Origin of the sequence: Nereida ignava, assembly GCF_047114695.1 — a bacterium.
Lineage (GTDB): Bacteria > Pseudomonadota > Alphaproteobacteria > Rhodobacterales > Rhodobacteraceae > Nereida > Nereida ignava.
Genome location: NZ_CP112885.1, coordinates 1491543 through 1514501, shown reverse-complemented (window position 1 = coordinate 1514501; position 22959 = coordinate 1491543). Strand labels below are relative to the sequence as shown.

Annotated in this window: 18 protein-coding genes, 1 tRNA gene and 1 pseudogene; 10 read left to right on the top strand and 10 right to left on the bottom strand. The window is 52.3% G+C overall.

Annotated features, from left to right (window positions below; translation table 11 throughout):
- The first annotated feature begins 2 nt into the window (after positions 1-2).
- Both OLX08_RS07540 and OLX08_RS07535 read left to right on the top strand, forming a co-directional pair.
- Positions 3-1361 carry a serine/threonine-protein kinase gene (locus tag OLX08_RS07540; RefSeq protein ID WP_391480693.1) on the top strand — a complete coding sequence of 453 codons (1359 nt, stop codon included), beginning with the start codon at positions 3-5 and terminating at the stop codon, positions 1359-1361.
- A 1-nt stretch (position 1362) separates the two neighbouring features.
- On the top strand, positions 1363-3294 hold the full coding sequence (locus OLX08_RS07535) for a vWA domain-containing protein (protein ID WP_391480692.1): 1932 nt from the start codon (positions 1363-1365) through the stop codon (positions 3292-3294).
- A 191-nt stretch (positions 3295-3485) separates the two neighbouring features.
- Here OLX08_RS07535 and OLX08_RS07530 read toward each other — a convergent pair whose 3' ends face one another.
- The 5 genes and pseudogenes from OLX08_RS07530 to OLX08_RS07510 form a co-directional block, all read right to left on the bottom strand.
- Positions 3486-4067 carry a hypothetical protein gene (locus OLX08_RS07530; RefSeq protein ID WP_391480690.1) on the bottom strand — a complete coding sequence of 194 codons (582 nt, stop codon included), beginning with the start codon at positions 4065-4067 and terminating at the stop codon, positions 3486-3488.
- 227 nt (positions 4068-4294) lie between these two features.
- Positions 4295-4495, bottom strand: coding sequence for a hypothetical protein (locus OLX08_RS07525; protein ID WP_391480689.1), 201 nt, complete (start codon positions 4493-4495; stop codon positions 4295-4297).
- Entirely contained in the window at positions 4492-5319 is an 828-nt protein-coding gene (locus tag OLX08_RS07520) for a tyrosine-type recombinase/integrase (RefSeq protein WP_391483205.1), read from the bottom strand. The genes OLX08_RS07525 and OLX08_RS07520 overlap by 4 nt, the downstream gene beginning before the upstream one ends.
- 318 nt (positions 5320-5637) lie before the next feature.
- A pseudogene (locus OLX08_RS07515) lies at positions 5638-5766 on the bottom strand (DUF6538 domain-containing protein); the annotation flags it as partial.
- Positions 5767-5878: 112 nt separating this feature from the next.
- On the bottom strand, positions 5879-6073 hold the full coding sequence (locus OLX08_RS07510; protein WP_391480688.1) for a hypothetical protein: 195 nt from the start codon (positions 6071-6073) through the stop codon (positions 5879-5881).
- Positions 6074-6690: 617 nt separating this feature from the next.
- On the opposite strand from OLX08_RS07510, the gene OLX08_RS07505 reads away from it, so the two are divergent.
- The gene (locus tag OLX08_RS07505) at positions 6691-6837 is read left to right on the top strand and encodes a hypothetical protein (protein WP_412535637.1); all 147 of its coding nucleotides are present in this window, start codon (positions 6691-6693) and stop codon (positions 6835-6837) included.
- 208 nt (positions 6838-7045) lie between these two features.
- On the opposite strand, the gene OLX08_RS07500 is transcribed toward OLX08_RS07505, so the two are convergent.
- The 4 genes from OLX08_RS07500 to OLX08_RS07485 form a co-directional block, all read right to left on the bottom strand.
- Positions 7046-8707, bottom strand: a complete 1662-nt coding sequence (locus OLX08_RS07500; protein ID WP_391480687.1) for a primase-helicase family protein — start codon at positions 8705-8707, stop codon at positions 7046-7048.
- A 119-nt stretch (positions 8708-8826) separates the two neighbouring features.
- Positions 8827-9435: a hypothetical protein gene (locus OLX08_RS07495; protein ID WP_412535636.1), complete on the bottom strand. Its 609-nt coding sequence runs from the start codon at positions 9433-9435 to the stop codon at positions 8827-8829.
- 277 nt (positions 9436-9712) lie between these two features.
- Entirely contained in the window at positions 9713-11005 is a 1293-nt protein-coding gene (locus OLX08_RS07490; RefSeq protein WP_391480684.1) for a tyrosine-type recombinase/integrase, read from the bottom strand.
- 177 nt (positions 11006-11182) lie between these two features.
- Positions 11183-11268 (bottom strand) — tRNA-Leu (locus OLX08_RS07485).
- Between the two features lie 139 nt (positions 11269-11407).
- Here OLX08_RS07485 and OLX08_RS07480 point away from each other — a divergent pair.
- On the top strand, positions 11408-12388 hold the full coding sequence (locus tag OLX08_RS07480; protein ID WP_391480682.1) for a complex I NDUFA9 subunit family protein: 981 nt from the start codon (positions 11408-11410) through the stop codon (positions 12386-12388).
- On the opposite strand, the gene OLX08_RS07475 is transcribed toward OLX08_RS07480, so the two are convergent.
- Complete coding sequence (locus tag OLX08_RS07475; protein ID WP_391480681.1) at positions 12385-13188, bottom strand: undecaprenyl-diphosphate phosphatase; 804 nt, start codon at positions 13186-13188, stop codon at positions 12385-12387. The two genes, OLX08_RS07480 and OLX08_RS07475, sit on opposite strands and share 4 nt — an antisense overlap.
- Before the next feature lie 217 nt (positions 13189-13405).
- On the opposite strand from OLX08_RS07475, the gene OLX08_RS07470 reads away from it, so the two are divergent.
- From OLX08_RS07470 to OLX08_RS07445, 6 genes are all read left to right on the top strand, one after another.
- Positions 13406-14842 carry an NAD(P)-dependent oxidoreductase gene (locus OLX08_RS07470; RefSeq protein ID WP_391480680.1) on the top strand — a complete coding sequence of 479 codons (1437 nt, stop codon included), beginning with the start codon at positions 13406-13408 and terminating at the stop codon, positions 14840-14842.
- Between the two features lie 112 nt (positions 14843-14954).
- Positions 14955-19484, top strand: a complete 4530-nt coding sequence (gltB, locus tag OLX08_RS07465) for a glutamate synthase large subunit (protein WP_391480678.1) — start codon at positions 14955-14957, stop codon at positions 19482-19484.
- A gap of 39 nt (positions 19485-19523) precedes the next feature.
- Positions 19524-20252, top strand: a complete 729-nt coding sequence (gene mtgA, locus OLX08_RS07460; RefSeq protein ID WP_391480676.1) for a monofunctional biosynthetic peptidoglycan transglycosylase — start codon at positions 19524-19526, stop codon at positions 20250-20252.
- A gap of 51 nt (positions 20253-20303) precedes the next feature.
- Positions 20304-20969, top strand: a complete 666-nt coding sequence (locus tag OLX08_RS07455) for a glutathione S-transferase family protein (protein WP_341247148.1) — start codon at positions 20304-20306, stop codon at positions 20967-20969.
- The gene (queG, locus tag OLX08_RS07450; protein WP_391480675.1) at positions 20970-21995 is read left to right on the top strand and encodes a tRNA epoxyqueuosine(34) reductase QueG; all 1026 of its coding nucleotides are present in this window, start codon (positions 20970-20972) and stop codon (positions 21993-21995) included.
- Positions 21992-22903, top strand: coding sequence for a DMT family transporter (locus OLX08_RS07445; protein WP_391480673.1), 912 nt, complete (start codon positions 21992-21994; stop codon positions 22901-22903). The genes queG and OLX08_RS07445 overlap by 4 nt, the downstream gene beginning before the upstream one ends.
- The last annotated feature ends 56 nt before the right edge of the window (positions 22904-22959 follow it).

The following is a 22959-nucleotide window of genomic DNA, read 5'->3' as shown; positions in this document are numbered from 1 at the left end:
TTATGACAAACACACTCGAACCTGGATATGTGATCCAAGATACCTATCGGCTCCATTCCGAACTGGGTGAAGGCGGTATGGGGCAAACTTTTCGCGCAGTGAATATTCCGCTGGGCCATGATGTGGCGATCAAAGTGCTTAGCAACCCTTCGTATGGCGAAAAGGGCAAACAGCTCTTTTTGCGCGAGGCGCAGTTGCTCCGTGGCATTTCTCACCCTGGTGTTGTGCGGCTCGAAACTGCGCTGATGGGTCAAAATAAGAGATTCTATATCGTGATGGAGTATCTGACAGGCAAGCCATTGTCATATTTCCTTGCCAGTGGTGCGCGCTTGGCCCCTGATGACGTGCTCAAACTTGGGCTGCGCATGGCAAGTGCGTTGAAGGCTGTTCATGATCAAGGCATAGTTCACCGCGATATTGCGCCCGATAATATTATGGTTGTCGATGATAATATCGAAAAGGCCAAGCTGATTGATTTCGGTGTCGCGTCCAACACGATTGGCCAAGAGAAATCGATTATTGGAGATTCTTTTGTCGGCAAGTTTAACTATTCGGCCCCAGAACAGCTTGGGCTGTTTGGCGGTAAAATTTCGGGTAAATCTGATCTGTATGCCTTAGCACTCGTGCTGATGAGGGCGATGGGCATTGATGTGCCGGGTCAAGACCAAGGTGCAGGAGTGATTGAGTACCGCCGTGGGGATGTCAAGCTGCCGTCTCATGTGGATCCTGTGGTCGCTCGAGTGTTGCATCAACTTCTAAAAGCTGACCCTCAAGACCGCCCTGAAGAGGCCGAGAGCTTATTTCAAGCGGCGTTAAAGGGCGAGGCGACGTCGTCCACATCTTCGGGGTCAAAATTTCCGATACTTGTTGCTATTGGTGGGGTAGCGATTGCAGCTGCTGCGGCTGGGTTTTTTCTGTTGATGCCAAAAGGGGCCGAAGCCCCACAGTTTGATGTTGCCCCAGGACTTCAAGGGCAAGCCCCCCAAAATCAAATACAGCCATCGGTCCAAGCCGCATCACCCGAGCTAGGTCCTGAGCCGGCACCCACGCCCACTCTAGCGTTGCAAGATTCACGTGAAATTGCGGAAATTCGGGCAAAGATTGAAGCAGGTGGCGAAGCGAATTTGAACGATGCGCTCAGCGCATTGGTTACGCTTTCCCGCTCATCTGATATGGATGCCTCTACGAAACAAATAATTCATGTTATGTTGGCGCATATGTATGATCCAAAGTTTCATTCAACAACCACGTCGCCATTTCCGCAGTCCAATATCAGCGCAGCAATCCGTGCTTATGAAGCAGCGCAAGCCCAAGGGGCGAACGTAACCGCTGATCTCATTCGTTTAAAGGAAGCTCAGTGATATGACCCAATTACGCCTGATCGTTATGCTCTGTGTTGCGCTGGGTTATTCTCAAGCGGGTTGGGCTAAAGAGCCGCTTTTGATGGAGGGAAAATCAAGCCTCTATCAACGTGTGCTTTTGCGTGCGCTGACCGACGCCAGTAGCGAACAAAACGGCGGTGGCAATACGCGCCAGTTGTTACCGCTCACTCAGCTCTATGTGTTTGATCGCCAGAATGGGCAGTTGGAAGTGGGCGCCACGAAATCGGCTAAGCGTCTTTATTGGATAGACGAAGAAAATACGATTGAGTGGCGGCAAAATATCGTCGGGGTTTTTGAGTCGACTGCCAATATTGAGCGGCCTTTGCTGTTTGATGACTATGCCACCATGATTGACGTGGTTGTCAGTGAAGATCCGGCTCAAGATGCGGCATCCCTCCGCAGTGCCGCGTTAGCTGCCGAAGCATCGGGTGGTCAGGTTGATGGAATCGCGGCCCTTGGTCCAAGAAATACGGTTGATTTGGTCGAGAACCCGTATGTGTTGCCAATCTTATCAGCAGAAGAAGAAATTTTTGAAAATGGCACATTTGTGAATTTGCTCGAGGTGGCCGTGGCCAGTTCAAACACTGCGCCCGCTGCAGGCTCTGGTGCCGCACTGGCGCAAGAGGCAGATTTTTTTAATACGGGGATTGTATTTGTTGTGGATACGACGACCTCAATGGGGCCTTATATTGATGCAACGCGCCAAGCGGTGAATGCCTTATATGATACCTTGGCACAGCGCGGCCTGAGTGAAAAAGTGTCCTTTGGTCTTGTTGGGTTTCGTGACAATCTGCGCGGTAGCCCCGAAGCAGGCTATGATGCGCAGGTCTTCGTTGATCTAAATCAAGGGTTTAATCGCAATAATTTCTTTCGTGGCGTTTCTATTATGGAAGAGGCCAATAGCTCGACCCGTAATGTACGTGAAGATAGTTTTCACGGTATTGAGCATGCGATCACCCGCATGGATTGGTCACAATTCAGTGGGCGCTATATCATCCTTGTTACCGATGCGAGCCCACGTACCGAAGAGGACCCCCTATCACAAACAGGGCTGAGCGCGGATGGTGTGCGCACTTCAATCCAACAGCGTTTAAAAGGCGCTTTAGTTACCTTGTTGATTGTGGGTGACAATTTCGATGATGCTGGCCGCGCAGCACGGCTTTACGGTATTGCAAGTGCACAGGCGAACAGTCAGCCGGCTCTTCATAGGATTGACGGGCGCGATCAAGCGGCGCTTGCCTCTGATTATCAGCGTGCGATTTTAAGTATCTCGGATGTGATTGCACGTCAGATTGAAGCCTTTAACCAAGGTGGTGTCGTGGGTGAGGCCGTCGAAGAGGACCCTATGTTGCGAGCTGTGGAAAATGCAGGTCTTGCGATGCAACTGGCCTATCTTGGGCGCAATGGCAGCGAACAAGTGCCCTCAATTTTTAGGGCTTTCGTTGCGGATCGTGATTTTAAAGAAACGGCGCGCAAGCCGCTGTCGATCCGTGTGCTTGTGACCAAAGATCAATTGAGCGATCTGTTTCAATCCCTGGAAACTGTGGTGGATGAGGCTGAGGCTAATATCACAAAGCCTGAAGATTTCTTTCCCAAAGTGTTGGCCGCCGCTGTGCGTATGGGCCGGGACCCACAGGATGTATCGCAAGGCCAAGATGCCACTTTGGGTGATTTGACGGTAATTGGGGAAATGCTCAATGGGTTGCCATATGAATCTACAATTATGAAGATCACCCAAAATGATTGGATTCGCATGTCTGCAGCAGAACAGATCACGATTGTGAATGGAATGCGTGACCGCATTGAACGCTATCGTCGTTATAACAAAAGCACGCACCTTTGGTCGCGATACTTGGCAACAGGCCAAGACGGTGAGTTGCTATTCCCAATGCCACTAGACGACTTGCCGTAAGGTTTCACCCTTAGTGTCTAACTTCAGCGCCTATGGGTTTTTATATGGCTTTATTTGCTAAGAGAGTGTTTCTGGCTCAGGCACAGGGCGGAAAGAAAAGTGGGTAGAATGTACGAATTGAGTTTGGTACATGCCTCTAACATTCCGCAGATAGCCCACCTCAACACGCAGTAGCAGTATTTTGCGCCGGGTTATTTCTTAGCTGGAAACGCGACAATGTTGTCTAGTGGTGACGGCGTCTTGTCGTTCTCTAAATCGAAAGAAATACTTTCCTCGACATCGCCAATTACTGACAAAATTGCCTTATCAGTTTTTCGATCTCTACGGATAAGCAAAACTGCGGGATGGGTGCCATTCTCAAATCCACGCCCATCATGATACAGCATGTCTGCCTTAATAAATGCTTTCTTTTTTACAGCGCGAACCAGAGATTTTTTCAGCCCGCCGCGTACACCTACAACACACAATCCGCAGAGCGTGAAGATATCATAAATCGCTTCAGATAGGGTAATGTCCTGAGCTAGTTTTCTATCACCAGCCCAGGCTGCATCCACTGCTACCCAAAGATTATTGAGGCTGAGTTCTTGCTCAGTCCCCTGCCAATACCAGTTATTCTCTACAATTTTGGGTAATCTTGGCGAAGGAACAGTTATGTCAACCGCGTTGACCAGGAAGCATCCAGCTAAGGCACCTTCAGTTAGCACGGGTAATGCCGAAGTGTCCGAGATATCCTTCAGCACAAGTTGTTTTTTTGTATCTTTGCTATCAGTCATTGTGTGAGGTCTTCCTGAAGTTTCATTAAGACACTACCATTACGTCGGCAGAGCACAACTATTTGGCCTTTGTTGTAGTCTAATTGCGGTAAAACTTATGTCCTTAAAGGCGTTCTGATGCGCTATTGGGCGCACTTCATTAGTAGCTTTTGCAAAAAAATTTACCTTACTTCCCCCGCCCGACCCCTCTTTGAGAGGAACCGGACGGGGGGTGCTTTGTGTGTGCGCTAACCAAGCCTACGGTTGCTTGCGTAAGCCTGAAGCCACCGCCAATACCGCCCAGCAGACCTGAAGCCCTGCTGCCGTGCTGCTAAGTTCTCGGCTTGTAGGCGTGTGAGCCCACCATCGTACTCGGCGATGGCGGCCCGTTCCTCGAAGGCTTCGATGTCAGGGATCAGGCGAGGATCTGCTGGCGGAGTGCGGCTCATGATATGCCCTCCGAGACAGGCAGCCTCACCCCATCCATAATCTCCCTTTTCTGGGCATCACTGATGCCTGCTGAGTAGAGCCCATAGGTGAGCTTGTTGGCGGACCTTGCTGAGTGATGCCCCACCAACGTAGCTGTGTAGTGCTCTGGAACCCCTGTGCGCTCACACTGGGTGATGAACCACTTGCGGGTGCTGTGGAACACCGTGCCTTTGAGCTCTGGGTGCACAGAGCGCAGCTTGTCGTAGCGCTTTACGATCCTGTCCACGGTAAGACCTGGGAACAGCCTGCCTGAGGTTGGCAACACTGTATCCAACAGCCCCTCAAGGATGCCATGCAAGGGCACCTCCCGCTCTGCAGCCCTGGACTTCAGCAGACGAACCTCGTTGGGCCTGATGCAGATGAAGCGACCAAGGTTACCCTTGGCTGTGATGTCATCTGCCATGAGACCGCAGAGCTCTCCAGAGCGCATGCCTGTCAGCAAGGCAAAAAGAAGGGCGCTGTGAAGCACCCTGTCTTTAGCATTGAGGAGGATCGTGACCTGAGCGTCACTGACCACCTTGTGAGGATGAGCCTCTGGTCTGTCCCTGACCTTGAGCCTGTCCCAGGGGTTTGTCTCCAGCTCTCCTTGCCCCACACACCAGTCAAGGAACTGGGTCATCTGCTTGAAGATGCGCGCCTGGGTCTGGGGTGCGAGAACAGTGCCCTCCTGCTCCGATGACAGCTTTGCCAGCTCAGCCAAGCCAGCTTCTTTGCCGTCCCTGTACTTGCGCACGTTGGGTGAGAGCTGGGTGACATATCCCAGTACCTCCTTTCCGTGGCTCAAGGATACGTCACCGATAGGACGCCCACCCAGGTGGGAGGTCAGCAGCTCCAGAGCAAAGCGTACGGACTTGTAGCTGCCAGGGCGCAACCGCGCAGAGGCCTCTGCCAGGTAGTCCTGAGCTAGCTGCGCTACCAACCGCTCACCCAGAAGACGAGCACGCTGATATCGAGGACGAGCCACAGCCAGTCGAGGACCTTGGGTAGCAGTGGAAGTATCACTGGAAGACCCAGTGGGAGGGGTAGCAGTGGCATGGGTTTGAGCCTCTTGGATGATGGTGTGGAAGGTTGTGTTCAGCTCTGCGACCCGTGCTTTGGCCTTGGTGGCATCTGCTGTCTTGAGGGACTGCTTAAGGGCAGATCCCAGGAAGGGCTGGAGGGCCTTGGGGTAGGTCCTGCGGTAAACCCAGGTATTATGCCGTTTGTAGGCGTACTTTATCTGTGTCGACATGATGTCTCCTATTGGGGCAACCGCCCCGCTTGTGATGTTGATTGGAAGTTTTGTGTTGCGCAGCAACGCCGCTCAGGGATTAAGCCCATCCCTGATACGGTCTCTCTGGCGGTCAGCTAGGAGCTTGCAGAACCCTGATGACCAAGCTGAGGTCAGGTTCTCCGTACTCGCCGGCAAGGGGGCCCGTCTGGGCCGCCCCTGTGATGCAGTCCTCGAAGACCTCCTCGACGAGGAAGCGGTGTTCGGGGACGTCGTCAAAGGCTGCGATGAGGACAGTGCAGCCAGGGGTGAGGGGGTGATCTGTCATACTAGCCCCTTCGCGCCATGATCAGGTCAGGCAGCAGCAAGCCGATTGCGAGGCTCAGGGGGACAGGGAAGGGGAAGGGCTGCAGTATGCTGGGCAATCCTGCCAGTACCACAATTGCGCCTGCGAGGGCCTGGGGTACTGCTAGGGTCATGCCCCAGCGTCGGTGTAGCTGCCACTGCAAGGCAAGCCGAAGGGCGCCCCCTGCCAGAGCAAGGGTCGTGAAGGTCAAAAGCATGATCGGTCTCCATGATGATTGTGATCATCATAGATGCGTTAGCTTCCTCAGTTTCTTGGGGGCAGTCTCGCATCAGTGCCCCAACAAACCATCCAAGTAGACAAGTATCCAACGGCAAAAACAGGCCTTCGGAGTATTTTAGGCGGTGCGGGTATCAGTCAAACTCACCGGGGATATCAGAGGAGCTAGCATGCTCAACTCTCCAAGGCTGCTCCTGTACTCGCCAGGGGCTCTCCAAGCAAAACCATGGTATTGGAGAGTAAAATGCACAGCAATATCAGTGACCTAAAGGCCAACTCTCCAACTCGCCAGCCTACTTCAACTCCAAATAGATGTGCCTTTACCGATCGCGGGTGTCGTTTAAGTTGTCACGCTGCGTCCCATGCGTGAGGTGCAGGGGATTGATACACCGCCTGTTGTGACACTTGTGACGTACGACATCATCACTGCTGGGGATGAGGGCATTTCCCGCCCAGTATATAAGTTGGTAGGCATAGACTTGTTTCTGTTTGAGAGTGACGCGCTTTGATCTGCCCTGAGAAGCTTCCAGGCAGCCACCCTCTGCGCGCTTTGTCTTTGCTAGCAGATCCTCAATTACCAAGGCGGTACTTGCAGCGTCATCCAGTAGCTGAGCCCACCACTCTTTTTCTGGAGTTTGTGTCAGTACGAAAAGTTCATCTCGAGCAAAGCCACTCATGCAAGCTGACAGGTCTGCTAGCCACTCACTTAAGTCGCTATCAAGGTGACGGGTCATCAGCAGGCTTCTTTGCGTCACGGTCTAGGTACTCATATTTAATGCCAAAGCCGATTTCGTTGAGTGCAGGCGCAAGATTCCTGTTCAAGTGCGTTTCAATAGATTGCTCGCCATGAGGCGTCATGAGTATTCCGCGTGCTGGATTAGCTTCGGGATGATAAAAGGCATGTGCTGAACCCTGCCCACCCCAAGCGAACTTTTTCTTTTTCCAGCCGAGACGATCAAAGCTATACTTGGCGGCATTAGGGTTGCGATGTGCGAAGTACGACAGAAGTTTATTTGCATATCTAACAGGTACAAAACGAATTTGGTGTTCCTGCAAAAACTCGGCGAGTAGCTCTTCCACAACATCAGGTGCCAATACGTTTATTTCTTGCATCACTTCCGTGGCCAGTTCGTTCACGTTCAGTGAGTACGGGTTGAACACTGCAGCTTGTTGCCTTTGCATAAGAGCCCGGTACAGTTTTGCGATGCCCAACTCAGATGCGTAGGTCTCCTGCACCTCTGTCACCAGTTTGATAAAGGTATCGTATTCGCTGCCACCCGCGGCATATCCCTGATGGTCGACATGAATAATGTAAAACCGACGATCGCCCGCTTCCAACCAGATTGGCTTGTGGTTTGTGGTCAGAATGAAGCAACAACGATGATCGATAGGCTCAATGTCTTTGCCTTTGCTCTCAGCCATTGTCTGGCGCTCTGAGATTAGCGTCTTTAGCCTATTTCCATCATCTGAGTTCTGCGCGACCTTAACTTCTTCCGCGTAAATCAATTTTTTCAGCAGCACAGGCTTATTGAACCGGCTGATGATCGGTTTGATGCCTTGTTGTTCTGAGGAGTTATCTTCGCCAAACAGCTTTTTCACAATCGAAGCGAGCGTAGATTTACCTGTCCCGTGACGTTCCGAGAACAAAAAGATTGCCCATGATGGCTTGTCCGCTTCGTTCTGTAGGCACCACGAAAGCCAATCAAGAAAAACTTCTTTTTCTGAGGAATTTTTAAAAATGAAGCTCAAGAAGCGGTCAAAAACCTCGAGATCGGGTTCTACGTTGTGAAGGCTCCGGAATGCGGGCTGCGTCCATGCGTTGACGGCATACATCCCCCCGTCGAACTTTAATCGGGCGGTATTACCAGGCATGGCTGCAACTCTGCCGTTCCAAACGGGGATCGTAAGCCCGGGATCAGCAGTGGGGTTATTAGTGAGCGCGTCCATTAAGGATTTGAGCTTCTCCGTCCCAATCTCAAAGTTTGGATATTTAGCTCTAACTCGGGTGTATACGACGATAGCTAGATCGGCACGCGTGATCGGTTTGTCTAACTTATCAAGCTCAAAGAATACCATTTCTCTGCGTACAAATTGCGCTGATAAATGTTTCAGGACATCAATATCTGAAGGGATGATTTCATTTCCCTGATCGTCAACGGGGATAAAGACGTCCTGACCCTTAAAGGGGTAGTTCTCTAACCCTTGGGCGTGAAGCTGCTCTATTTCTCGGAACTCAGAGCTTTCGCTTGCTTGGTCGAGGGCAATGTTTTCAATTTCCTCATCAGTATAGGAGCGACCAACAGTCTCTTCGATCGCAGCCCTGACGAAGCCGTCGTCGAGATCAACAAGGCTGAAGTTATCTTTCTCTTTCTTGGGCATATTTGATCTGTCCTCTCGAGCAAGCATACGGTGAACAAAGACCAATTGCACCACAATCTCTTACCCGCCGCATTGCGTAAAAAAAGCCCTCACCGTGGTTTTGGTGAAGGCTTTGGTATCTAGAACAGATGATCATCGTCGTGGAGTGTGGCTTGTGCAGCCCTGTTTGCCCGGGCTTTGCTGGGGGCTCTGTACCCCTCGCGGTAGTCTGCGGGGGCGAAGGTGGCGTCCTGCCAGTCATGGTCATAGGCCTGGAGGTATTCATTGAAGCAGGCAGCGGCACCTTTGCGGGGGCCTGAGCGTGCAAGAAGTGCCTGACAGACAGCACCCGGGAGGACCCATGCGTGGTGGAGGCTGCTTAAGATCACATGACAGGTGTCTGCCTCTGTCTCTAGGATCACATGGGCGTTGTCCGCTGTGGCATTGTTGTCCCGCTTGAGGTGCACCCGGTAGGTGAGGGTTGCGGGGGATGACCCTAGCACTTGCTCTGTCACTGCATAGTGCTCAGGCATAGCTGTGGCACTGCGCTTCAGCTGTCTGGCATAGGCTTCTCTGTGCCGCTTGGGGCAGTCTGCATAGTACTCCACGCGGTCGGTATGGCTGTGGTGGAAGGCAAGCTTGATGCGCCCTGAGGTGAACACCTGAAGGCTGTAGCCTTGGTAGCCCTCAAGGGCCTCTGGGGAGAGATTCTGGTCGTAGTATTTCATTGTCATAGGAAAAGTTCTCAATACAAAAACACCCCAGGAGTGGCTCCTAGGGCGGGGATTAATGGATAAGGTGTAAGGGGTAAGACGTAACGCGTAAGACGTAATGTTTAATATGTAATACGTAATACATAAGGGTTTGGGGGAGCCCCAACACCCAAGTGAGGGGAAGGACAAACAACATCAATTGTTCTTTAATGTCGGCTTTCTTTTAGCCTTCAATCCCTTAGGCTTAGGAGTGTGCTGACACTCTGCTTTAAGGTCTGGTTTTTACGATGTTTGTTTATAGTAGCACTCCTTATCACCACACCCTCTCCATGTGCTCTCGCATGACCTCCAGCGCATAGCCCGAGCCGTAGTTGGCAGCGACTGTATTGGTGCTGTGGCCCAGGATGGCCAGGGAGATGGCCTCAGGGCAGCCAGTGTTCCTCAGCTTGTCTTTCATGCGGTGGCGTAGGCTATGCATCGTGATCTTCTTGTCGCTGATCTGTCTCCTCAGCCGCTTCATCAGCATGGCCGAGGCTGCATCACTGCCTCTTGGACGGGCATACTGTGGGAAGAGGGGATCGCTATCCGAGAGCCCAACCGTATGACCTCTCAGGCACTCTATGGCCCTGGGGGAGAGGGGAAGTGTGCGCTCTGATGTCTTGGTCTTGAGGCCCCGGAGTGTATTTGGACGAATGTGGAGCTTTCCTAGGTCTAGGTCGACATCCTGCTGCTCGAGCCCCACGATCTCAGAGAGCCGTGCTCCCGTGTCTGTCAGCATCAGGAACAACCCATAGGCTGTGGGATTGCCCACATACTCCGGTAGCAGGTGCTCAACCTGTGCGTCACTCATGGGCAGGCGGTCATCTTTGCTGGCACCGGCTCCCTTGATCTTGATGCCCTGGAAGACATTGCGCTGCTCCAGGTCATTCTCGATGATCACATGGTTCATGGCCGCCTTGATGACGCCAACGGTGCGCAGAACTGAGTTTGGGGCCATACGAGTGAGCAAGTAATCTCTGAAGGTATTGGCGTCTGCACGGGTTATGTCAGCCAGTGGTGTCCACTCAACGCGGTTCTTTCCCAATGCAATCACAAGATCTTTGCGGATCCGCTCAATGCGGGTCTTGAGGGCTTTGTCTTCCACACTGTTGTCACACTTGTAGGCGTAGTACTCGTTCAGGACCCGCAGGAGCGTCATGGGTTCGGGCGTTATGCGGGCACTTCCCACCTGGCGTATCACCTCGGGTGCTGTACTGCCCTGAAGCTCCTTGGCCAGCTCCCGGAAGTCATCTGTGACATCCCACTCTGGCTGAACCACCCCGTCTGCGAACACGTCAGCATGCCACTCGCCTAGGCGTTCTCGGATTATTGATTTTGCGCGCACACTGTTGGGTGTACTGCGTTCCTCATCGAACAGCGCCTCCACCTCAGCATGGACAACAGGTAGCCGCCTGATCGCCTCATCGTAGCTATTGCCCAGTTGTCGGTAGATGGTTGCCTTGGGGATTACCTGTCGCAGCGCCTTTGGCACGTTGCGCTTGTACCGATACGAGCCATTTGCCCGTCGGAACACGTATTTTGGCAGCTTGGGAATTGCATCATCCATTCTGTTCAACAGTATTGGATTCCATGCTGCAGAGCGCAAGCACAATTGGACCGCTTATCTGTGACGCTTTGCGCGCCAATCTCGACCAAGTGGTCCGAAAAGCGGTCCCGCAAATGGTCCCAAACTCTGACATAATCAGTTATTATGAATGAATTCTTGGAGATATAGGGGTAAGACTGGTGCCCAGGAGAGGACTCGAACCTCCACGTCCATACGGACACTAGCACCTGAAGCTAGCGCGTCTACCATTCCGCCACCTGGGCAGGTGTCGTGGAGTGGCGTTTAGGCGGTGGGGGGGGCGCTGTCAATAACACAACCGCTTGGGCGCGGCGAAATGCGACTTGTCTGAATTGGCGTTGGGCGTTACATCGCTAGGCAGCCAAAGAACACAGGATTATTATTATGTCTAAGCTGGTCACAATCTACGGCGGCTCTGGTTTTGTTGGGCGCTATGTTGCTCGGCGGATGGCCAAAGAGGGATGGCGCGTGCGGGTCGCTGTGCGTAACCCGAACGAGGCGATTTTTGTAAAGCCGTATGGTGTGGTTGGTCAGGTTGAGCCTGTGTTGTGCAACGTCCGTGATGATGCGTCTGTTGCATCGGTGATGCAGGGCGCTGATGCTGTTGTGAATTGCGTGGGCATTTTGGCCGAGAGCGGCAAGAACAAGTTTGACGCGGTGCAGCACGAAGGCGCCGAGCGTATTGCGCGTCTGGCAGCTAAAGCTGGTATTGAGCGCATGGTTTTGGTTTCTGCAATCGGTGCGGATGAGAAAAGCGATAGCCAGTATGCAGTGAGCAAAGCACTGGGTGAGCAGGGCGTTTTGGCGCATATGCCAAATGCGATGATCGTGCGTCCATCAATTGTCTTTGGTCCTGAAGATGAGTTCTTTAATCGGTTCGCGGCGATGTCGCGCATGGGCCCCATTCTTCCAGTCGTCGGTGCGGCCACAAAGTTCCAACCAGTTTACGTCGATGATGTTGCTCAGGCTGTTGTTCTGGGTGTTTTGGGTAAGGCGAGTGGTGGCGTGTATGAATTGGGTGGACCAGAGGTACATACATTCAAAGACTTGATGAGTGAGATGCTTAGTGTGATCCGCCGTCGCAAGCTTGTCGTGAACATTCCGTTCCCCGTTGCAAATGTAATGGCATTTGGTTTTTCTGTCGCGAAGGTGCTGTCCTTGGGTCTTGTTGCTCCGGCAATTACTGCGGATCAGGTGCGTAACTTGCGTCGGGATAACGTTGTATCAGATGATGCAAAGACGTTTGCGGATCTGGGTATTGCGCCCACGGCTTTGGAGTCAGTTCTGCCAGAATACCTGTGGCGTTTCCGTCCGTCCGGGCAGTATGACGCAATCAAGGAAAGCGCAAAGAACCTCAAGGCTTAGGTGTACGCAATCACTAGAAGTACTGCGCCAAGTGCGATTCTGTAGATAACATAAGGGGTGAAGCTGACAGATTTCAGCAGCTTCATCATTAAACTTAGCGCAACCAATGCTGCGCCAAACGACAGAGCTGCGACTATCAATATGTCGCGCCAAAGGGTTGCGCTCGACTTTGCATCCAAACTCAAGGTTAAGAGCGTTGCAGACGCAATGATGGTTGGGATCGACATGAGCATTGCAAGTTTTGCCCCGTCTGAGCGTGTATAGCCAAGGGCGCGTGCGCCGCTGATTGTTGCACCAGACCGTGACACACCGGGGATCAACGCGATTGCTTGCCACAGACCCATGATAGCAGCGTCTTTTCTTGTCCAATCTGGTGTATTTTTGATGCTTGGACTTTTAGTGTCAAAATACCAAAGCACGATTCCAAAAATAATCATCGTCCAGCCGATGACGGTAATATTGCGTAGTGCATCATTGTAGCCTGACATTTTCAGGGCAAATCCCGCAATAACTACAGGGATGGTCGCAATGATCAGTAACTGGGCGAGTCGCTCACCTTGAGTCGTGTTATGGCCGATCATCGCTTTGGGTAGCCCAATTGCTGCACTGCGAACATCTGCCCAGAAAAATGCGATTACGGCAAAGAGAGTGCCAAAATGCGCTGCAACATCAATAACTTGCCCCTGATCCTCTGCACCCGTTAAGCTTGGCAATAAGATAAGATGGCCGCTTGATGATACAGGTAGAAATTCTGTGATGCCCTGTATGAGTGCAATAATGACGAGATAATATAGCGGCATTGATGCCCTCTCTGACTTAGCGATGCTAAAGCTTAACTCATTGTAATTACTGGGCAACATGCTTATTTAGGTCCGATTCGGAATAAAATATGTCGATAAATTAGTGAAAAATACTCCAAAACACTCAAATAATGATAAGTAGGTAAGTATTACTGCCTTTTATATTCGTACGCCCTAGCGTAAAGCGACATTCTGGATTGATTTAGGGAGAGTTCTCATGGCTGATCAAAAGATGCTAAAGTTCACGAAGGTCGAGCGTGATATGCCAGAGAAACGCGGCGCGTCTGAGCGCCGTGAAGATTTCAACGAGATCTACGCAGAATTCGCAACGCGCAAAGCTGAAGAGCAGGCCTCACGATGCTCACAGTGTGGTGTTCCGTATTGCCAATCGCATTGCCCTTTGCACAACAACATTCCCGACTGGTTGCGCCTAACTGCTGAAGGCCGTCTGCAAGAAGCGTATGAAGTCAGCCAAGCTACGAATACATTCCCAGAAATCTGTGGCCGCATTTGCCCCCAGGACCGCTTGTGCGAAGGCAACTGCGTCATTGAACAGTCTGGCCACGGTACTGTGACCATTGGCGCGGTCGAAAAATACATCACGGACACTGCTTGGGAAAATGGATGGGTCAAACCTATCCAGCCCCGCCAAGAACGCACAGAATCAGTTGGTATTATCGGTGCTGGCCCGGGTGGCTTGGCCGCGGCAGACGTGCTCCGCCGTCAGGGCATTCAGGTAACGATCTATGATCGCTATGACCGTGCAGGTGGTCTGCTGACCTACGGTATCCCCGGCTTTAAGCTTGAAAAAGACATTGTAATGCGCCGCAACGAGCAGCTTGAGGCCGCAGGTGTTGAGTTTGTACTTAACTGTAACGTTGGTGAGGACATCACCTTTGATGCAATCCGTGGCAAGCATGATGCAGTTTTGATCGCTACTGGTGTTTACAAGACCCGTGACCTTAAAGCGCCAGGCGTTGGGGTTGATGGTATTGTGAATGCGATTGATTTCCTTACCGCGTCTAACCGTAAGTCGTTCGGCGATGACGTTCCAGAATTTGACGATGGTACGTTGAATGCAGACGGCAAAAAGATCGTGGTTATTGGTGGTGGTGACACGGCAATGGACTGCGTCCGTACGTCCATTCGCCAAGGTGCCGAAAGCGTGAAGCTGCTGTATCGCCGTGACCGTGCGAATATGCCGGGCTCACAGCGTGAGGTTCAAAACGCTGAAGAAGAAGGTGTCGAGTTTGTCTGGCTGTCTGCCCCCAAAGCGTTTGTGGGTGACGATCACGTTGAAGGCGTGAAGGTAAGCAAAATGCGTCTTGGTGCACCTGATGCGTCTGGCCGTCAAAGCCCCGAAGAAATTGAGGGGGCAGATTATGTTGAGGAAGCGGACCTTGTTATTAAGGCGCTTGGGTTTGAGCCTGAAGAACTGCCCAAGCTGTGGAACACAGACGGTCTTGAAGTGACCCGCTGGGGAACAATCAAAGCAGACTTTACTACGGGTAAAACCAGCCTCGATGGTGTGTTTGCCGTTGGCGACATTGTTCGTGGGGCGAGCCTTGTTGTTTGGGCAATCAAGGATGGTCGCGATGCAGCCGAGGCGATGCTGAGCTATCTCGATAGCAACCTTACTGTGGCCGCCGAATAAGCCAGTCATCTGCCTTAAATGGCATCACAGATTTAAACGGGCAGACGGACCAAATTAATCGGTCGCACCCGAATTCAGATTTAGGGCCCCGTGCCTTTCAAGGAGAAACGCAATGACCAATTTTGATCAAGCTTGGGTAAAGGCAGAAGAAAAAAAGCGCGCGTGGATGGAGCAGAATGGCCTCTATTCCGCTGAGGATGAGCATTCCTCATGTGGCGTTGGCCTTGTGGTTTCTGTTGATGGCACACGCTCGCGGGCAGTGGTCGAAGCGGGTATTACCGCGTTGAAGGCGATCTGGCACCGCGGTGCTGTAGATGCGGATGGCAAAACTGGCGATGGCGCCGGTATCCACGTCCAAATTCCAGTGCCCTTCTTTTATGATCAGATTGAACGCACGGGCCATGAGCCGCGCCGCAATGAGTTGGTTGCTGTTGGTCAGGTGTTTCTACCGCGTACTGACTTTGGCGCCCAAGAAACCTGTCGGACAATTGTCGAAGCAGAAGTGCTTCGTATGGGTTACTATATCTACGGCTGGCGCCACGTACCCGTGGATGTGTCCTGCTTGGGTGAGAAAGCTAACGCGACCCGTCCTGAGATTGAGCAGATTATCATCTCAAATTCCAAAGGTGTGGATGAAGAAACATTTGAGCGTGAGCTTTATGTGATCCGTCGCCGTATCGAAAAGGCTTCCGTCGCGGCAGGCGTGAAAGATCTGTACCTTGCATCGCTGTCGTGTCGTTCGATCATTTACAAAGGCATGATGTTGGCTGAGCAGGTCGCTGAGTTCTATCCAGATTTGATGGATGAGCGTTTTGAAAGTGCCTTCGCGATTTATCACCAGCGGTACTCGACTAACACATTCCCACAGTGGTGGCTGGCCCAACCGTTCCGCATGTTGGCCCACAATGGCGAGATCAACACGCTGAAGGGTAACCTTAACTGGATGAAGTCCCACGAAATTCGTATGGCCTCTGGCGCGTTTGGTGACATGGCAGAAGACATCAAGCCAATCGTCGCAAGTGGGTCATCTGACTCTGCGGCACTGGACGCGGTTTTCGAAGTGCTTGTGCGCGCGGGCCGTTCTGCGCCGATGGCGAAGACAATGTTGGTGCCTGAAAGCTGGTCCAAGCAGGCGATTGAACTGCCACAATCTTGGCGCGATATGTATTCATACTGCAACTCTGTGATGGAGCCATGGGATGGTCCCGCAGCGCTCGCGATGACGGATGGCCGTTGGGTCTGCGCTGGCCTTGACCGCAATGGCCTTCGCCCGATGCGCTATGTCGTAACGGGTGATGGACTGCTGATTGCGGGCTCTGAAGCGGGCATGGTTCCTGTGAACGAAGCAAATGTCGTTGAAAAAGGCGCGCTTGGTCCTGGCCAAATGATTGCTGTTGATATGCAAGATGGCCGCCTTTTCCACGATAAAGAGATGAAAGATGCGTTGGCCTCAGAGTTGCCGTTTGGCGAGTGGGTTGGAAAGATCAATGATCTTGAACCAAAGCTTGCGGGTGTAACAGAAGCCCCCATGTTTGAAGGTGCTGAACTGCGCCAGCGTCAGATCGCAGCTGGCTACACAGTTGAAGAACTTGAGCAAATTCTGGCGCCAATGGCCGAGGACGGTAAAGAGGCAATTGCTTCGATGGGTGATGACACCCCATCCGCAGTCCTTAGTGAGAAATACCGCCCGCTTAGCCACTTCTTCCGCCAAGCGTTTAGCCAAGTTACCAACCCGCCGATTGACAGCCTTCGCGAATACCGAGTGATGAGCCTGAAAACACGGTTCGGTAATCTCAAGAACGTGCTGGACCAAGACAGTAGCCAAACCGAGATTTTGGTACTGGATAGCCCGTTTGTCGGAAACGCTCAGTGGGAAGAGTTGAAGCAAAACTTCAACGCTAATTTGGTTGAGATTGACTGTACCTTTGAAAAAGGTGGCCGTAATCTGACCGACGGTTTGGCCCGCATACGTGCAGAAGCCGAAGACGCAGTGCGGTCCGGCGCAGGGCACCTTGTTCTGACAGATGAGAATGTGTCTGGCGACCGTGTTGCCATGCCAATGATTTTGGCGACAAGTGCCATACATTCGTGGTTGACGCGCAAAGGACTGCGCACGTTCACGTCGCTCAACGTTCGGTCTGCGGAATGCATTGATCCGCATTACTTCGCTGTTTTGATTGGATGTGGTGCAACGACCGTCAACGCCTATCTGGCGGAAGACAGCCTGAATGACCGTATCCAAAAAGGCCTGCTGGAATGCACTTTGACCGAAGCTGTAGCGCGTTATCGCAGCGCCATTGATCAAGGTTTGTTGAAGATCATGGCCAAGATGGGGATCTCTGTGATTTCTAGCTACCGTGGTGGGCTTAACTTTGAAGCAGTTGGCTTGTCGCGCGCTATGGTCGCCGAGTATTTCCCCGGCATGCAGAGCCGTATTTCGGGCATCGGTCTAATCGGCATTCAACGCAAAGTTGAAGCAGTCCACGGTCAGGCGTTCCAAGCGGATAACGTGATGCCGATTGGTGGTTTTTATAAGTCGCGCCGTTCTGGTGAAACGCATGCGTGGGAAGCGCAGAGCATGCATATGATGCAGGCTGCATGTAACCGCAGCAGCTATGAACTGTGGCGTCAGTATTCCGCAAAGATGCGTAGCAACCCGCCAATTCACCTTCGTGATTTGCTCGATATCAAGCCGATGGGTAAAGCAATTCCTATCGAAGAGGTTGAAAGCATTACGTCGATCCGCAAACGCTTCGTAACACCGGGCATGTCTTTGGGCGCGCTTAGTCCCGAGGCACACAAGACGCTGAACGTTGCGATGAACCGCATTGGTGCAAAGTCTGACAGCGGCGAAGGCGGCGAAGATCCAGCACACTTCGTACCTGAGGCGAATGGCGACAACCCATCTGCTAAAATTAAGCAGGTCGCTTCTGGTCGTTTTGGCGTGACAGCTGAGTATCTCAACCACTGTGAAGAGCTTGAGATCAAAGTCGCACAAGGCGCAAAGCCAGGCGAAGGTGGCCAGCTTCCGGGTATGAAGGTTACGGATTTGATTGCGCGGTTGCGGCATTCAACCAAGGGCGTGACCCTTATTTCACCTCCGCCACACCACGATATTTACTCGATCGAGGACTTGGCGCAGTTGATCTACGATCTGAAACAAATCAACCCGCGCTGTAAGGTGACCGTGAAGCTGGTTGCATCCAGTGGCGTTGGTACAATCGCGGCTGGTGTTGCGAAGGCAAAAGCGGACGTGATCTTGATCTCGGGTCATAATGGCGGCACCGGCGCGTCACCTGCGACATCCATCAAATATGCAGGCCTACCATGGGAGATGGGCCTGACCGAAGCGCATCAGGTTCTCTCTATGAACAACTTGCGTGAACGCGTTACGTTGCGGACGGATGGTGGTTTGCGTACAGGTCGTGACATCGTGATGGCAGCAATGTTGGGTGCCGAAGAGTACGGTATCGGCACTGCTGCATTGATCGCGATGGGCTGCATCATGGTGCGCCAATGTCAGTCAAACACCTGTCCCGTTGGCGTATGTACCCAAGACGAAGCACTGCGTGACAAGTTCACGGGTAATGCTGACAAAGTGGTAAACCTTATCACGTTCTACGCCACAGAAGTGCGTGAATTGCTGGCAAGCATTGGTGCCCGCAGCATGGATGACATCATTGGCCGCGCTGATCTTCTCGCTCAGGTGAGCCGTGGCTCTGCGCATCTTGATGACCTCGATTTGAACCCACTTTTGATCACGGTCGATGGGGCGGAGAAGGTTGTTTATGATCGCTCCAAGCCACGTAACGCTGTGCCAGAAACGCTTGATGCGCAAATCGTTCAAGACGCAGCACGCTTCCTGAATGATGGTGAGAAGATGCAGCTTCAATACGCCGTACAGAACACGCTTCGTACAATTGGCACGCGGACATCAAGCCACATTGTAAAGAATTTCGGAATGCGCAATTCGCTGCAACCCGATCACCTGACTGTCAAATTGACAGGTTCCGCAGGGCAATCTTTGGGGGCGTTTGCGGCCCCAGGGCTTAAGATTGAAGTTTCCGGCGATGCCAACGACTACGTTGGAAAAGGTCTGTCGGGCGGCACGATTGTGGTCCGTCCTCCAATGGCAAGCCCGTTGAAAGCGGATCAGAATACAATCATTGGGAACACTGTTTTGTATGGTGCGACTGATGGGTATCTCTTTGCTGCAGGTCGTGCGGGTGAGCGTTTTGGCGTTCGTAACTCTGGCGCGAAAGTGGTCATTGAGGGGTGTGGTGCCTGCGGTTGTGAATACATGACTGGTGGCGTTGCTGTAATCCTTGGGAATATTGGTGCTAACTTTGGCGCGGGTATGACTGGCGGCATGGCGTACATCTACGATCCTGAGCAAACGGCCCAAAGCATGATGAACATGGAAACTCTGGTCACATGCCCTGTCACGATGGAGCATTGGGAAGCGCAGCTTAAGGGTCTCATCGAGCGCCACTTGGAAGAAACAGGCAGCCGTAAAGCGGCCGAGATCTTACAAAACTGGGACATGGAGCGGTCAAACTTCTTGCAGGTTTGCTCAACAGAAATGTTGGCTCATTTGCCTGTTCCGCTTGGTATCGAAGAAGCGTCCGTCCCAGCAGAATAAGCCGTTGCAGAGGCATGAGTGCGCTGGCATGATTACGGCATGGTGAGAAAAACCAAGAATAAGAAAACGGCATCCGACAAAAGGGTGCCGTTTTTTATGCGCCCCATGTTGTTCATTCGGCGCTGGTTGCTGCGGATGGTTCTGGCAGTTGCCGCGTTCATTGTGTTGTGGATCGCGGCGTATTCTCTGATCAATCCACCGACGACACCCTATATCATGTCCGAAGGCTTACGCTTGGGCGGCGTGACGCGTGAGTGGAAGCCTATTGAAGAAATTGCGCCAGTAATGGCGCGCGCTGTGGTGGCAGCTGAGGATGCTGATTTCTGTTTGCATTGGGGGCTTGATTTGGACGCAATTGTTGAAGCTGCCGAAGATGGCAACCGCGGCGGATCAACCATCAGTCAACAGGTCGTAAAGAACGCGTTTCTTTGGCACGGGCGTTCTTATCCCCGCAAAGGGCTTGAAGCCCTGATGACGCCGGTGATGGAGTTGTTCTGGTCAAAGCGCCGCATCTTAGAAGTTTATATGAACATTGCTGAATTTGATGAAGGCGTGTTTGGCGTTGAAGCTGCGGCTTTGCACTATTTTCAAGTCTCATCATCGGAGTTAACGCGCCTACAAGCCTCACGCCTTGCAGCGATATTGCCAGCCCCCAAAAGCCGGTCTGCCAGCCGTCCGACTGATTTTGTACGTGCGCGCACGCGGTCTATTTTGTCAGGCGAGGCTACAATTAAGGTGGATGGCCGCGCAGCGTGCTTCGAGAGTTGAACGCAACAGCGGCTTAGGGCATGACAGTATAAACAACTAATCGAGCAAATTATGAACCGTCTTTATCATGTTCCGCTTTCACCCTTTTGCCGCAAAGTTCGCCTGAGCCTTGCTGAAAAAAAGATCGAAGTTGAGCTGGTTGAAGAGCGCTATTGGGAAGGCGATTCCGAGTTTTTGCGCCGTAATCCTGCTGCCAAAGTTCCAATCCTGAAATTAGATGGTCGTCTGATGAGCGAAAGCGCAGCGATTTGTGAGTACCTCGAAGAAAAGCATCCCACGCCGCCGCTTTTGCCTGCATCGCCGGAGTTGCGTTTTGAAGTGCGCCGGCTGGTTTCTTGGTTTGATGACAAGTTTCATCACGAAGTTACGACCAAACTTTTGTATGAGCGCGTGAACAAAAAAGTGCAGAAGACCGGCTACCCAGACAGCGCCAATATCAAAGCGGGTGCGCGTGCGATTAAGTATCACCTCGACTATATGACATGGCTTTTGGATCAGCGTCGCTGGCTCGCTGGTGACCAAATGACTTTGGCCGATTTTGCCGCTGCAGCGCACTTGTCATCCCTTGATTACATCAGTGATGTGGACTGGAACCGATCGGCTAACGTGAAAGACTGGTACGCAAAAATTAAGTCTCGCCCTGCGTTTCGTTCAATTTTGGCCGATCAGGTTTCTGGTTTTCCGCAGCCTGCGCATTATTCCAATTTGGATTTTTAAATGTCCTTGAAAGCCCGCCTTTGGGACGTGGCGCAGGACGCCGGTTTTGCCAAAATGGGGGTGTGCAAACCTGACGCCGCTCCGGAAACGGCGCAGCGGTTATCCGCTTTTGTGGAAGCAGGATATCACGGTCAGATGAGTTGGATGGCCGAGCGCATGAACTGGCGCGGCAGTCCGCAAGACCTGTGGCCGGAATGCCGATCTGTCATTATGTTGGCGGAAATGTACACGCCCGAACATGATCCACGCACAGTTTTGAGCAGGCCAGAGCTGGGCGCAATTAGTGTCTATGCGCAGAATAAAGACTATCATGATGTTGCTAAAAAGCGGCTTAAGAAGGTGGGTCGCTGGCTGGTAGAGCAGGGCGACATTCAGATTAAAGTCTTCGTTGATACGGCACCGGTTATGGAAAAGCCGCTGGCGCAAGCGGCTGGCTTGGGTTGGCAGGGTAAGCATACAAATCTGTTGGCACGCGATCTTGGAAACTGGTTTTTTCTGGGAGCGATTTTCACCACGGCAGAGCTTGAGCCGGACGAAGCGCAAACTGACAATTGCGGATCGTGTACAGCGTGCCTTGATGCATGCCCCACTGATGCGTTCCCCGCGCCGTTTCAATTGGATGCGCGGCGCTGCATTTCATACCTTACAATTGAGCACAAAGGCCCTGTCGCGCCAGAGCTGCGTGAGAAGATGGGTAACCATATTTACGGCTGTGATGATTGTCTGGCCGCGTGCCCATGGAATAAATTTGCTGTCGCTGCGACCGAAATGAAATACGCCGCCCGCGAGGAGTTAAAAGCCCCCAAACTGGCTGCGTTAGTGTCTTTTGATGATGCGTCGTTTCGCGCACATTTTTCGGGCTCACCAATCAAGCGGATTGGCCGAGATCGGTTCACCCGCAATGTGCTTTACGCGATTGGAAATTCAGGAAAGCCAGAGTTGAAGCCTCATGCGCAGGCTTTGCTCAATGACAATGATCCGGTTGTTCGGGACGCTGCAGAATGGGCAGTTGAGCGGCTATCATGACCGACACCATCAAAGGCATTTCACTGAAAATTTTGGCCGTGTCGCTGTTTACTGTGCTGATGAGCATCATCAAAGCGACTGCGGATGAGGTCCCAACCGGTGAGGCTGTTTTCTTCCGGTCCGTTTTCACCCTTCCTGTGCTGTTTGCTTTTTTGTGGTGGAGCGGCAATTTATCTACGGGGCTGAAAACAGAGCGTCCGCTTGGTCATGTTCTGCGTGGTTTGGCCGGTAGTACTTCAATGGGGCTACGGTTTTTCTGTCTTGGTATTCTGGCGTTTCCAGACGTCACCGCGCTTAGCTTTACCACACCTCTTGTTCTAACTGTTTTTGCGGCCCTCTTTTTAGGGGAGACCGTAGGCAAGTTCCGTATCTCGATGGTGTGCCTTGGTTTTGCGGGTGTGCTGATCATTTTGTGGAACCAGCTTAGTTTTGACACCAGTGAAAGGATGAAGACCATCGCCGTTGGTTTGATGCTGGTCAGCGCTTCGATGGCGGCATTGGCGCAGATGTTTGTGCGCAAGATGGTAGCTACAGAAAGTTCAACAGCGATTGTGTTCTACTTCATGTTGACCACCTCGGTTCTGTCGTTGTTAACGCTGCCTTTTGGTTGGGTTGTGCCCCCTCTTGAAACGACGTTGTTGCTCATTTTGGGTGGTATCATCGGTGGGGTGGGGCAATTGTGCCTGACGCAGTCTTATCGGTTCGCGCCAGCGTCTGTTGTGGCGCCCTTTGATTATACCGCGATGCTGCTTGCCATTGGCATTGGGTATGTTTGGTTCAACGAAGTGCCGACTTTGGGTGTTATTTCGGGTGCTGCGTTAATCGTGATCGCTGGTGTTGTTATCGTGCTTCGCGAGCGTCATTTGGGGATCAAGCTGGCCGCAGAGCGGCAGGTTCGCTTCAAATAGCTGATACAGAAAAGGCCACCGCGCTTCAGCGATGACCTTATTGTTTTAGTATCTAA

What these genes read in the sequence shown, in the direction of transcription:
- OLX08_RS07505 (WP_412535637.1), top strand. Translation starts at nt 6,691, where the DNA reads ATGCGTGAGGTGCAGGGGATTGATACACCGCCTGTTGTGACACTTGTG.
- OLX08_RS07445 (WP_391480673.1), top strand. Translation starts at nt 21,992, where the DNA reads ATGACCGACACCATCAAAGGCATTTCACTGAAAATTTTGGCCGTGTCG.
- gltB (WP_391480678.1), top strand. Translation starts at nt 14,955, where the DNA reads ATGACCAATTTTGATCAAGCTTGGGTAAAGGCAGAAGAAAAAAAGCGC.
- mtgA (WP_391480676.1), top strand. Translation starts at nt 19,524, where the DNA reads ATGGTGAGAAAAACCAAGAATAAGAAAACGGCATCCGACAAAAGGGTG.
- OLX08_RS07455 (WP_341247148.1), top strand. Translation starts at nt 20,304, where the DNA reads ATGAACCGTCTTTATCATGTTCCGCTTTCACCCTTTTGCCGCAAAGTT.
- OLX08_RS07525 (WP_391480689.1), bottom strand. Translation starts at nt 4,495, where the DNA reads ATGAGCCGCACTCCGCCAGCAGATCCTCGCCTGATCCCTGACATCGAA.
- OLX08_RS07535 (WP_391480692.1), top strand. Translation starts at nt 1,363, where the DNA reads ATGACCCAATTACGCCTGATCGTTATGCTCTGTGTTGCGCTGGGTTAT.
- OLX08_RS07530 (WP_391480690.1), bottom strand. Translation starts at nt 4,067, where the DNA reads ATGACTGATAGCAAAGATACAAAAAAACAACTTGTGCTGAAGGATATC.
- queG (WP_391480675.1), top strand. Translation starts at nt 20,970, where the DNA reads ATGTCCTTGAAAGCCCGCCTTTGGGACGTGGCGCAGGACGCCGGTTTT.
- OLX08_RS07480 (WP_391480682.1), top strand. Translation starts at nt 11,408, where the DNA reads ATGTCTAAGCTGGTCACAATCTACGGCGGCTCTGGTTTTGTTGGGCGC.
- OLX08_RS07475 (WP_391480681.1), bottom strand. Translation starts at nt 13,188, where the DNA reads ATGCCGCTATATTATCTCGTCATTATTGCACTCATACAGGGCATCACA.
- OLX08_RS07540 (WP_391480693.1), top strand. Translation starts at nt 3, where the DNA reads ATGACAAACACACTCGAACCTGGATATGTGATCCAAGATACCTATCGG.
- OLX08_RS07490 (WP_391480684.1), bottom strand. Translation starts at nt 11,005, where the DNA reads ATGGATGATGCAATTCCCAAGCTGCCAAAATACGTGTTCCGACGGGCA.
- OLX08_RS07470 (WP_391480680.1), top strand. Translation starts at nt 13,406, where the DNA reads ATGGCTGATCAAAAGATGCTAAAGTTCACGAAGGTCGAGCGTGATATG.
- OLX08_RS07500 (WP_391480687.1), bottom strand. Translation starts at nt 8,707, where the DNA reads ATGCCCAAGAAAGAGAAAGATAACTTCAGCCTTGTTGATCTCGACGAC.
- OLX08_RS07510 (WP_391480688.1), bottom strand. Translation starts at nt 6,073, where the DNA reads ATGACAGATCACCCCCTCACCCCTGGCTGCACTGTCCTCATCGCAGCC.